This window comes from Cupriavidus sp. 05N40 (genome assembly GCF_056397305.1).
The window spans coordinates 1-10,546 of sequence record NZ_JBFTND010000235.1; the positions used below are offsets into that span (position 1 = coordinate 1).

Consider the following 10,546-nt stretch of genomic DNA (forward strand, 5'->3'; position numbering starts at 1 on the left):
GAATCAACGGCCGGGTGTCATCACGGCGCCACTGCACTGCATAGTGAAGCGGCTCCAGAGCGTCGCTATCCGGCAAGATTCGGAGTGCTCCCCGTTCGACAAGTGCGTCAGCCCACAACCTCGGAACGAATCCGAAACCGAGCCCTTCAACCAGCATTCCAACGACAGCGCCCCAGCTATTGCACATCAGGCGCCGCCCGACCATGAGCCCACGGCGCGCCAGCCATTGGTCGAGCACTCTCGTCCCCCCGGCACCAACGGGGAGCGTCAGCAACGTCTGCGCTCCCATGAGCACCCGCGGTTCGTCAGTGCCGGCCATCTGGAGGAACGACTGGCTAGCGACCCACGCAAAGTCCACCTGACCAATCCTCTCGGCTGCCAAGCTGCTGCGGGTGGACGGCCCGGCGAGAACGCCGATATCCAGCTCCCCGTCATGGAGGCGCTGCTCAAGGACCTGCCCGATATCGAGATGGGGCTCCAGCAATAGGCCCGGGTGGCGTGACGACACTTCACGCACGAGCTTGGGCAACCAGGTAAGTCCGCTCAACTCGCCCAAGCCGATACGGCATCGTCCAATCAAGCCCTGACGCTGCCCCGCCGATTGCCGCAACTCTGCGGCGGCGTGCAGCATCGCGCGAATCTGCGGCAGCATCTGCTCGCCCTGGACGGTCAGCTCGGCGCTTCGCCCGCTGCGGTCGAACAGCGCTACGCCCAATGACGCCTCCAGCTCGGCAATCCGTTTTGAGAGAGACGAGACCGACAGGTGGACGCGCTCCGCCGCCACCGTGAAGTTCACGCAGGTTGCCGCCCAGTAGAAAGCTTCGAGTTGCTTAAGCGTCATGGCAAGTCCCAACGACCGATGGTCGATATTTTCCAAAAAGCGAAATTATATCTTCGTTATTTTTCGCTTTTATCGTTGCGTGCAGGTTGTTAGATTTGCTCCAACCTATAGGAATCGCTCCCATGTCAGCCGCTCCCCTCGACGAGGCCGCACAGACTACTGCACTTCAACCCGGTGGCAAGGATACGGTTGAAGCAAGTGACCACGACATCGCCTGGCTGAAGCAGCAGGTGTTGTCGCTGAAGGACTTCGAGCCGCTGGCTCGCAAGCGGCTGCCCAAGCCGCTGTACGCCTACGTAAGCGGCGCGGTCGAGGACAACATCTCCCTGGGTCAGAACCGACGGTCGTTCGAGGAAATCGCACTGCGACCACGCGTGCTGGTCGGCGTCTCTACGCGGGACCTGAGCTTAACCTTGTTCGGCCAGCGATATGCCGCGCCATTCGGTCTCGCACCCATGGGCATCTCCGCGCTGTTCGCGTACCGCGGGGACGTCATCATGGCCCAGGCAGCTTGCCAGGCGTCCGTGCCGGCCATCATGAGCGGTTCGTCCCTGATTCGGCTCGAAGAGGTCATGGAAGCCGCTCCAGGGACCTGGTTCCAGGCCTACTTGCCCGGTGACATGCGCCACATCGAAGGCCTGCTTGCGCGGGTTGAAGCGGCCCGGGTCGAGACCCTCGTCATCACAGTGGATACGCCCGTGGCGGGCAACCGCGAAAACAACGCACGCGCGGGCTTTTCCACGCCGCTACGGCCTAGTGCAGCCCTTGCCTGGCAAGGAATCACCCATCCGCGCTGGCTGCTCGGCACCTTCGCCCGAACCCTGCTGCGCCACGGCGTGCCGCACTTCGAGAACGCCTACGCCCACCGCGGTGCACCCATCGTCTCGCGCGACGTGCTGCGGGATTTCTCGGACCGCGCCCATTTCACCTGGGACCACCTGGCGACCATCCGTCGCCGCTGGCGGGGGCAGCTAGTCGTCAAGGGCATCCTGACCGCAGAAGATGCGCGCCTCGCTCATCAGCACGGCGTCGACGGCATCATCGTGTCCAACCACGGTGGCAGACAGCTTGATGGCGCCATCGCTTCAATGCGAGCCCTGCCTGAAATCGTCGAGGCTGTCCCGCAACTGCCTGTGATGCTCGACAGTGGCGTGCGTCGCGGCACCGATGTCATCAAGGCACTCGCCCTGGGTGCCCGCTGCGTTTTCATTGGACGACCGTTCGCCTATGCGGCGACGGTCGGTTCCCGCCATGGCGTTGCACATGGCATCGACCTGATGCGAGCCGAGATTTCTCGCGACCTGGCCATGCTGGGCATCACTCGCGTGACAGATGTTGATGCGCATTGCATCCAGCGCCCCCTTCTTAACCGAGTTGCAACTTCCAATTGATTCCAACAGGCCCTTCACGGCCGACACAGGAGACAGAACAATGACTTCGCCGCATGGTTTTCGCATCCACCCGCGTCCCGCACACCTTGTCAGTTCCTCGCTGATGGAACGGTACCGGAATTTCCCCGTCGCCAATGTCAGCGACGCGATGAGCCGCACGACCGGAACCAGTCAGCTGCGCCCGTTTCACCGCCGCGATGGCAACCTGGTCGGACGAGCGCTTACCGTTCGCACGCGTCCGGGCGACAACCTCATGGTCCACAAGGCGATTGACCTCTCTGGCCCTGGTGACGTTATCGTAGTAGATGCGGGTGGCGTGGGACCCAATGCCATCATCGGCGAGATCATGCTTGCGCTCGCAATCTCGCGCGGAGCCGCCGGCTTTGTCATCGATGGCTTGATTCGCGACAGTGACACGATTGGCAAGGAGCCACTGCCTGTCTACGCGCGCGGTGTCTCGCACCGTGGCCCCTATAAGGATGGTCCGGGTGAGCTCCACGTACCGGTCTCCATCGACGGCATGGTGGTCCGACCTGGCGACCTGATTATTGGCGATGGTGATGGACTGCTGGTGGTTCCCGCCGAAGAAGCCGAAGCGATAGCGGTCCACGTGGAAGAGGTACAGCGAACCGAAGCCCGCATTCTTGAATCGATTGCACAGGGCCGCGCGGACCGCGCCTGGGTGGACCGCTCGCTGGTTGACAAGGGGGTACTGTGAGCCAGTCCATCACAACAATTCAAGGGCAGCGTCAGGTAGTGCGCTTTGACTACTGGCTCGACCCCGCCTTTAACCGGATTGTGGGCGAACACCCAGGCGTCAGTCTGCACACATGCCAACGCGAAGGCGCCGACGACGAGGCTTGGGCACGCCTGTCTCAGGCACACGTGTACCAGATTACGGCCGCCAAGGACGAACTGCCCCGACGCTGGTTCGTTACCGCGGAACTGCTTGCGCGTTGCCCGAATCTCATCGCGGTGTCATCAAGCGGGTCCGGCTGCGACACGATTGACATCGATGCCTGCACGGCGGCGGGCGTTGCCGTGATGAACCAGGCCGGCGGAAACGCCGATTCTGTGGCTGAAATGGCAATGGGATTGATGTTGTCCGTCATGCGACGCATCGCCGAATCCGACCGCCGCATGAAAGCGCATGGCACAGGAAGCCGCGAAGACCTGATGGGCCACGAACTACGCGGGCGCACGCTGGGTCTGGTCGGGGTCGGACATGCAGGAAGTCGTGCTGCAGCACTTGGCCGTGCTTTCGGCATGCGCGTGATTGGCTATGACCCCCTTCTCGATAGTGCGGAGATGGCCAGGCGAGGCGCCGAGTTTGTCTCCTTCGGCGAGTTGCTGCGCACCGCTGACATTGTTTCACTGCACTGTCCCCGGGACGCCAGCACCCTGGGGATGATGAATGCCGACACCTTCGCGACAATGCGCCGTGGAAGCATATTCGTCAGTACGGCGCGTGGCGGCATCCACGACGAACAGGCCCTATATGCCGCGTTGTCGTGCGGCCATCTTGCCGGAGCCGGTCTGGACGTCTGGGACCAGGAACCGCCACCGCCAGGCCATCCGCTCCTGACCCTTGAGAACGTCGTTGCCACCTTCCACACGGCCGGAGTAACGCATGACGCTCGTCGCAGGAACGCGACGTTGGCCGCCACGCAAATCGTGGAGCTGCTCGCAACAGGCGAGAAGCCCGAGCGCCTTGTGAATCCCGAAGTCTGGCCCAGAGCGAGGCAACGGATAGAGGCCGCCTTGCTCGCTGCCGCCAACTGACTAAGCAATAGCCACAACAATACGCCGGCTTCATGAGGGCCGGCGAGGAGACCAAACCCATGCATCCCACTCCCGACTCCCGTCGTCGGCGTCTATCCGTCCTCCTGGCTGCGTGCTCGCTCGCCGGCATGGTTGGCGCTCTGGCGCCAGTCGCAGCCAGGGCCGAAGCCGCACCATGGCCGAATCGCCCAATCGAGATGATTGTCGCGTACGCTCCTGGCGGCGGCACCGACCTGGTTGCCCGCTTGCTTGCACGACATCTCGAGAAGGAGCTAGGCGCAACCATTGTGGTCCAGAACAAGCCAGGCGCGGGTGGCGCCATTGGCTTTGCCGAACTGGCACGCGCCGCACCGGACGGCTACACCATCGGCTTCATCAACACGCCGAACCTGCTGACTATTCCGATTGAGCGCAAGACAACGTTCACCTGGAAGAGCTACGACCTCATCGGCAACCTGGTGGACGACCCGGGCGCATTCACCGTCAGCCAGTCCAGCAACATCGATTCTTTGGCCACGCTCGTGAAGTACGCCAAGGCGAACCCGGGCGCGGTCACTGTAGGCACCACGGGCGTGGGCTCAGACGACCATCTCGCCATGCTGTTGTTTGAAAAGGCTTCCGGCGTAAAGATGACGCACGTGGGCTACAAGGGCGCCGGCGAAGTCCGTGGCGCCCTGACTGGTCAACAGATTACGATTGGCGCCATCAATGTGGGCGAGGCATTGGCGTACCAGAAGGGTGGCACGCCACTTAAGTTCCTGGGACAGATGGGAGCTGCACGCGCGGTACTTGCGCCCAATGTGTCAACCTTCCGCGAGCAGGGCTACAACATCGAGCTGGCATCCTTGCGCGGGCTCGCCGCGCCCAAGGGCCTGCCGGAACCGGTAAGGAAGAAGCTTGTCGCCGCCATGGCGAAGGTTGCCGCGGACCCGCAGTTCAAGCAGCAAGCCGATGCCATGTTTGCACCGCTGCGCTACCTTGGTCCTGCCGCGTATGGCGCTGAACTCGAGCGAGGTGAGGCGGGCTTCCGTCAACTGTGGAAGGAGATGCCATGGCAGGAAATGTAAGTCGGCTTCTCCGGACAGCGGCTGGCTCCGCGACACTCGCCTGGTCCACTCTCTTGTTGGCGCAGACGGCGTTGCCGCCCGGCCCGATTACCATGGTCGTCGGATGGCCTGCGGGTGGCCCCTCGGACGCCGTTGCCCGTCTGGTGTCTGCGCAAATGTCCAAGGCGCTGGGGCAGTCCATCGTCATCGACAACCGTGCGGGGGCGGGCGGCAACATCGGCACGGATGTCGCCTCTCGCGCGAAACCGGATGGCAGCACCATCATGCTTGCCACGGTCGCCTCGCACGGCCTGAATTCCGCGCTTTACAGCCGGCTGAACCACGACCCGATCAAGGACTTTGCGCCGATTGGCCTGATTACGACCTCACCGGGCGTGATGCTCGTTCCCAAAGACTCTCCCTATCGCTCTGTCCAGGAACTGATTAAAAAGGCGCGCGCTCAGCCTGGTCAGCTGAACTTCGGCTCAGGCGGTGTCGGCTCAAGCCAGCATCTCGCGGGCGCGGTGTTCAGGAAGCTGGCCAACGTCGACATAGCACACATCCCGTTCAAAGGCACCGCCCCTGCAATGACCGACCTGATGGCCGGCCGAGTCGACTTCGTCATCACGACGGGAGCGCTTCCCTTCATCCGCTCTGGCAAGGTTCGTCCGCTTGCTGTTGCCGCGCACCAGCGACTGCCAGCGCTTCCCGACGTGCCAACCTTCGACGAAGCCGGTGTGAAGGCGTTCTATACCGATTCCTGGTACGGGTTGGTGGCGCCAGCGAACACGCCAAGGCCGGCGCTGGAGAAGCTAAACGCTGCGCTGAACCAAGCATTGCGAGACCCTGAGCTTCAAAAGCAGTTCTCGGAGCAAGGCTCATTGCCAGTCGAGCCGATGGGTGTCGATGCGTACTGGACCTTCGTCAAGAAGCAGATGCCTATCGCTGCAGAACAAGTTCGCATCTCCGGGGCAAAGGCGGACTAGAGAAGACTCGACAATGGGAATGGCTTGGGACGCCGGCGTTGACGCCGCGTCCCTCGCCGGCGAGCCAGCCAACCGAGAGTTGGCGCTCGGCGTCGGACATCCTGACATCGGTACGCGTTGCCCGGTGCAATTCCGGGACGACTGCTGCCTGCTGGCTGGCGAACTGCACCAAATGCCGGGAACTCCGGCACGAGGCTCTCCATCATGTTGAACACCAACTCGTACAGCGCGACCTCCACCACCTGGCCTTCGCCGTCATTGCATTCGCGAGCCGCAAGTTAGCAGGAGGACTCGGCATCCGAGCCCCCTTCGTTTGTCAGAACGACCTTGGCATGCCAAGAATGTGTTCGCCGACATACGACAAGATAAGGTTTGTCGAAATCGGCGCAACTTGATAAAGACGCGTCTCGCGGAACTTGCGCTCTACATCGTATTCCGCGGCGAAGCCGAAGCCACCGTGGTACTGCAAGCAGGCGTTGGCGGCTTCCCAGGATGCATCGGCTGCCAGCAGCTTGGCCATGTTAGCTTCCGCGCCGCAGGGCTGATGCTCGTCGAACAGCCTGGCAGCCTTGAAGCGCATGAGACTTGCCGCCTCCACATTGACGAATGCCTTGGCGATGGGGAACTGGACGCCTTGATTCTGGCCGATGGGGCGACCGAACACCACGCGCTCGTTGACGTACTTGGTCACCTTGTCGATGAACCAGTAGCCGTCACCGATGCACTCAGCTGCAATCAGCGTACGTTCGGCGTTCAGACCATCCAGGATGTACTTGAACCCCTTGCCCTCTTCGCCGATGAGGTTCTCCGCCGGAATCTCCAGATTGTCGAAGAAGAGCTCATTGGTCTCATGGTTGACCATGTTGATAATGGGCTGGACCGTCATGCCGTTCCCAATGGCTTCGCGCAGGTCCACGAGGAAGATGGACATCCCTTCTGACTTCTTCTTGCATTCCGCCAACGGGGTGGTCCGCGCCAGCAGAATCATGAGGTCGGAGTGCTGGACACGCGAAATCCAGACCTTCTGCCCGTTCACGACATACTTGTCGCCTTTACGCACCGCTGTAGTCTTGATTTTTGTCGTATCGGTGCCGGTCGTCGGCTCCGTAACGGCCATCGATTGCAGGCGCAATGCTCCGCTCGCAATCTTCGGAAGGTATTCCTTCTTTTGCGCTGCCGAGCCATGGCGCAGGAGCGTACCCATGTTGTACATCTGCCCGTGGCACGCGCCGGAGTTGCCCCCGGCGCGGTTGATTTCTTCCATGATGACCGACGCTTGCGTCAGGCCGAGACCCGACCCGCCGTACTCCTCGGGAATCAGAGCAGCTAGCCAGCCGGCGGTCGTCAGTGCATTGACGAACTCTTCCGGATAACCCCGGACTTCGTCAATCTTGCGGAAGTACTCCGAAGAGAACTGACCACACAAATCGCGGATAGCTTCGCGGATTTCTTGATGTTCATCGACTTTGTTCAGCACGACAGTCTCCCTGTAAGTTCGTTTAGCCAAGTTCGGCAGTAGCAGTCATCGCAAGGGCACCGCCATCCTGGCGAATCCACAGTTCAACAGACTTCCCGTCCACGCTTCGCTTCCCGCAGACGTAAAAACGCTGGGGCACGAAGGTGGGGCGAACTCCCTTGAAGGAGAAACTGCTGACCGTGGCGTCAGGCAAGTTCCTGCGCACCAGGTCAAGGAGCAGCACGGCTAACAACGGGCCGTGCACAATGAGGTCAGGATAGTGCTCGACAGCAGTCACATACGGGTGGTCATAGTGAATTCTGTGACCGTTGAAGGTCAGGGCGGAGAATCGGAACAGCAGCACTGGGTCTGGCACCACTTCGCGAGACCAGTCTTCGTCGGTACGCGCAGCAACCGGCTCCGGACCCGTCGCATTTGGCGAGGCTTCTTCCCTGTAGACGATGTCATGCTCTTCGGTCACCGCAAGACCCTGCGCCCCGGAATACTGGTGCTCCACGGTAACGAAGGCCAGCGACCCCGTCCGCCCTGTTTTGGCATTCACGTCCAGAATGGTGGACTTCTTCGATACCGTCTCACCTACGCGCAGGGGCTGATGAAACCGCAACCGCCCGCCAGCCCACATGCGTCGCGGCAGCGGCACCGGCGGCAGGAAGCCGCCTCGCTTGGCATGGCCGTCAACGCCCAGCTCCGACTGCCTGTGCAACGGCAAGAAGTACAGCCAATGCCAGAGAGGGGCGAGTGCGTCTCCGGGAACCGGTGCGGGGTCTTCACGGTCCACGGTCGCGGAGAGCGCCTTGACGGGGAACGCGGTTATCTCGTCGTGGGACTCGGTTGAATTACCGACCCACTCCTTCAGCTTGGCAGTGTCCATGAACGTCTCTTCGGTCTGTTTTCCTAGGCTCCCACTATGCACGGGCTACAGGCAACTTCCCATTCGCAAGTTCGGAACGAGCCTTTCGGCTGCACAGAAAACATCGAGCATGCGCTTATCCGAATGGCGCGTTCGGAAAAATCGGATTTACGTAGCGCGAAACTGTGGCCAAGATTGGCTCAAACCATCCGACTCAGCAAACCCCATGCGCGTCCAGATTCGTTGTCGCTCCCGAGTGGCGCTCCACAGACTCGTGCCGGCATTTCCCATGCGGATTACCTCCTGTCACGGCGAACATGTCCTTACGCGACGCGGCTTTTCGCGCACTATGCGAACGGACCGTGCTATCGACATTCCAGCTTTCGAATCCATCGACCTGCAACTCGGCGGCAGCGTGTTTTTCGCGTCCAGCTGTTATCTGGAACTCGCCGATGGGAACCCAAAGGAAATTGCCCTGGGCCCATCGCACCCAGGCGCGGAAACACCCTCATGGGCGCCGCTTCTGCGGGACATGATTTCGGGAACGGTCTTTCACCATCCGCAGGAGAACTGGAATGCGCACACGGTTGCTCATGCGCTGAGCACGACGCCCGAGCGGATCCGGACCGCTCTGTTCACGCAAGGCATGGCCTTCACGCATATATGCCGGACGCAACGTCTCATGCGCGCGCTGTTCGAGTCGATACAGTTCGAGCTCTCCGTCGCGGACCTGCGTGACAGAGTGGGCTGGGGTAGCAAAGGCGACCTGGAAGCGTCGTTCTACGATTGGTTTGGCGTCTCGCTCCAGACAGCCGCACGCCTGAGAGACGATGGACTGTAGTTCCTAGAATGCAATGCGGAGTGCGCGTGAAAGACAAGATGGATGCCTTCAATCCGGCTGCTCGCCGGCCTGCCTTAGCAGGTCCGACGCGCGCATGATGACCGGTGCATCTACCATTTCTCCGTCGAGTTGGAAGGCGCCCGGGCTGGTCTTGGCTCGCGCGAGAACCTTCTTCGCCCAGTCCAACTGAATTGCGGTAGGCCGATAGGCGTCGTTCACCCCAGAAACCTGCGCGGGATGGATACAGAGCTTTGCCCCGAATCCCAGCCGCCGACCGCGCTCACTCGCCCTGCGCAGTTCATCCACATCGGAGATGGATACCGTCACCCCATCCACTGGCGAAGCAATCCCCGCAGCCCGCGAGGCTAAGACGAGCATTGAACGAAAGTAGAGCAATTCCTCGTCATCGCCCTCGATGCCAAGCTCAGTCCGGAAATCCACGGTTCCGAATACAAGTCGCTCTACCCCGGACGCAGCAGCAATCTCGCTCACATTGGCCATGCCTTTGGCGGTCTCGACAAGCGGGAGAACCTTGACGCCCGGAGGGAGATGCCTCACCACCAGCGCAACATCTGCCGCGCTTTCCGCCTTCGGCAGAACGACGCCACGGACTCCGCCCTCGCGACACACACGGACGTCGCCCTCGAACCATTGCGTCTGCGTCGCGTTGATTCGTACCATTCCAGAGCCGCCGGTTGCCAGGTAGTCCGCCAGGAGGTGCCGGGCCCGGTCCTTGTCCTCAGCAGAAACGGCATCCTCAAGGTCAAGAATCACCATATCTGCGCCGCAGGCGTGGGCCTTGGCAAAGCGCTCGGGGCGATTGGCCGGCACAAAGAGATAGGAACGAGCAGAGGTGATGGTTGCCATTTGGTCAGATTCCAGTGAGCACGCGCGCATGCCCCCTCCCTCCCGAACGAGGCGTGAAGAGGCAGAGCGAATTGAGTGGGCCGCGTCAGTTCGCGGCAGAGCATGACGTCAGATTGCGCCTTCGCTGGTCAAGCGGGCGACATCATCACTGGTGTAGCCGAGTTCACGAAGAATGTTCTCGCTGTGCTGGCCAAGCGCGGGGATCGCATCCATCCGCGGCTCGAAAGATTGCGGAATCCCGGGTGGGAGCAATGCGGGAATGACCCCTACCGGTGATTGGACCGACGTCCAGCGCTCCCGCGCCTTGAGTTGCGGATGATTCCAGACATCCTTCATATCGTTCATGCGCGCGTTAGCAATCTGCGCGCGCTCCAGGCGCTCCACGACCGCATCGATAGTCAGCGAGGAAAATGCAGCGGTGATGATTTCCGTAAGCGCCACACGGCTCTTGGCACGGAGTGAATT

At 61.5% G+C, this 10,546-nt stretch carries 11 protein-coding genes and 1 pseudogene; 6 read left to right on the top strand and 6 right to left on the bottom strand.

The window, feature by feature from the left end:
* The coding region (locus AC1DO7_RS35320) for a LysR family transcriptional regulator (RefSeq protein WP_477117180.1) at positions 1–877 on the bottom strand (877 nt) is incomplete at its 3' end.
* A gap of 86 nt (positions 878–963) precedes the next feature.
* Here AC1DO7_RS35320 and AC1DO7_RS35325 point away from each other — a divergent pair.
* From AC1DO7_RS35325 to AC1DO7_RS35345, 5 genes are read left to right on the top strand one after another with little or no spacing between them, the layout of a single operon-like run.
* The gene (locus AC1DO7_RS35325) at positions 964–2,232 is read left to right on the top strand and encodes an alpha-hydroxy acid oxidase (RefSeq protein ID WP_441619949.1); all 1,269 of its coding nucleotides are present in this window, start codon (positions 964–966) and stop codon (positions 2,230–2,232) included.
* 40 nt (positions 2,233–2,272) lie between these two features.
* Complete coding sequence (locus AC1DO7_RS35330) at positions 2,273–2,950, top strand: RraA family protein (protein WP_441619947.1); 678 nt, start codon at positions 2,273–2,275, stop codon at positions 2,948–2,950.
* Complete coding sequence (locus AC1DO7_RS35335; RefSeq protein ID WP_441619945.1) at positions 2,947–4,014, top strand: hydroxyacid dehydrogenase; 1,068 nt, start codon at positions 2,947–2,949, stop codon at positions 4,012–4,014. The genes AC1DO7_RS35330 and AC1DO7_RS35335 overlap by 4 nt, the downstream gene beginning before the upstream one ends.
* A gap of 59 nt (positions 4,015–4,073) precedes the next feature.
* Complete coding sequence (locus AC1DO7_RS35340; RefSeq protein WP_441619943.1) at positions 4,074–5,081, top strand: tripartite tricarboxylate transporter substrate binding protein; 1,008 nt, start codon at positions 4,074–4,076, stop codon at positions 5,079–5,081.
* A complete protein-coding gene (locus tag AC1DO7_RS35345) occupies positions 5,066–6,046 on the top strand; it encodes a Bug family tripartite tricarboxylate transporter substrate binding protein (protein WP_441619941.1) in 981 nt (326 codons plus the stop codon). Before AC1DO7_RS35340 ends, AC1DO7_RS35345 begins: the two co-directional genes overlap by 16 nt.
* Positions 6,047–6,144: 98 nt before the next feature.
* Here the strand turns inward: AC1DO7_RS35345 and AC1DO7_RS35350 are convergent.
* From AC1DO7_RS35350 to AC1DO7_RS35360, 3 genes and pseudogenes are all read right to left on the bottom strand, one after another.
* A pseudogene (locus AC1DO7_RS35350) lies at positions 6,145–6,324 on the bottom strand (CoA transferase); the annotation flags it as partial.
* Positions 6,325–6,362: 38 nt separating this feature from the next.
* Positions 6,363–7,523, bottom strand: a complete 1,161-nt coding sequence (locus AC1DO7_RS35355; RefSeq protein ID WP_441619939.1) for an acyl-CoA dehydrogenase family protein — start codon at positions 7,521–7,523, stop codon at positions 6,363–6,365.
* A 22-nt stretch (positions 7,524–7,545) separates the two neighbouring features.
* A complete protein-coding gene (locus AC1DO7_RS35360; protein WP_441619937.1) occupies positions 7,546–8,394 on the bottom strand; it encodes an HTD2 family dehydratase in 849 nt (282 codons plus the stop codon).
* A gap of 268 nt (positions 8,395–8,662) precedes the next feature.
* On the opposite strand from AC1DO7_RS35360, the gene AC1DO7_RS35365 reads away from it, so the two are divergent.
* Positions 8,663–9,214, top strand: coding sequence for a hypothetical protein (locus AC1DO7_RS35365; protein WP_441619935.1), 552 nt, complete (start codon positions 8,663–8,665; stop codon positions 9,212–9,214).
* 48 nt (positions 9,215–9,262) lie between these two features.
* Here AC1DO7_RS35365 and AC1DO7_RS35370 read toward each other — a convergent pair whose 3' ends face one another.
* Entirely contained in the window at positions 9,263–10,081 is an 819-nt protein-coding gene (locus AC1DO7_RS35370) for an HpcH/HpaI aldolase/citrate lyase family protein (RefSeq protein ID WP_441619933.1), read from the bottom strand.
* Positions 10,082–10,189: 108 nt separating this feature from the next.
* Positions 10,190–10,546 (bottom strand): CoA transferase (locus tag AC1DO7_RS35375; protein WP_477117181.1); only part of this gene is annotated, 357 nt, incomplete at its 5' end.

What these genes read in the sequence shown, in the direction of transcription:
- AC1DO7_RS35340 (WP_441619943.1), top strand. Translation starts at nt 4,074, where the DNA reads ATGCATCCCACTCCCGACTCCCGTCGTCGGCGTCTATCCGTCCTCCTG.
- AC1DO7_RS35330 (WP_441619947.1), top strand. Translation starts at nt 2,273, where the DNA reads ATGACTTCGCCGCATGGTTTTCGCATCCACCCGCGTCCCGCACACCTT.
- AC1DO7_RS35370 (WP_441619933.1), bottom strand. Translation starts at nt 10,081, where the DNA reads ATGGCAACCATCACCTCTGCTCGTTCCTATCTCTTTGTGCCGGCCAAT.
- AC1DO7_RS35345 (WP_441619941.1), top strand. Translation starts at nt 5,066, where the DNA reads ATGGCAGGAAATGTAAGTCGGCTTCTCCGGACAGCGGCTGGCTCCGCG.
- AC1DO7_RS35360 (WP_441619937.1), bottom strand. Translation starts at nt 8,394, where the DNA reads ATGGACACTGCCAAGCTGAAGGAGTGGGTCGGTAATTCAACCGAGTCC.
- AC1DO7_RS35325 (WP_441619949.1), top strand. Translation starts at nt 964, where the DNA reads ATGTCAGCCGCTCCCCTCGACGAGGCCGCACAGACTACTGCACTTCAA.
- AC1DO7_RS35365 (WP_441619935.1), top strand. Translation starts at nt 8,663, where the DNA reads ATGCGGATTACCTCCTGTCACGGCGAACATGTCCTTACGCGACGCGGC.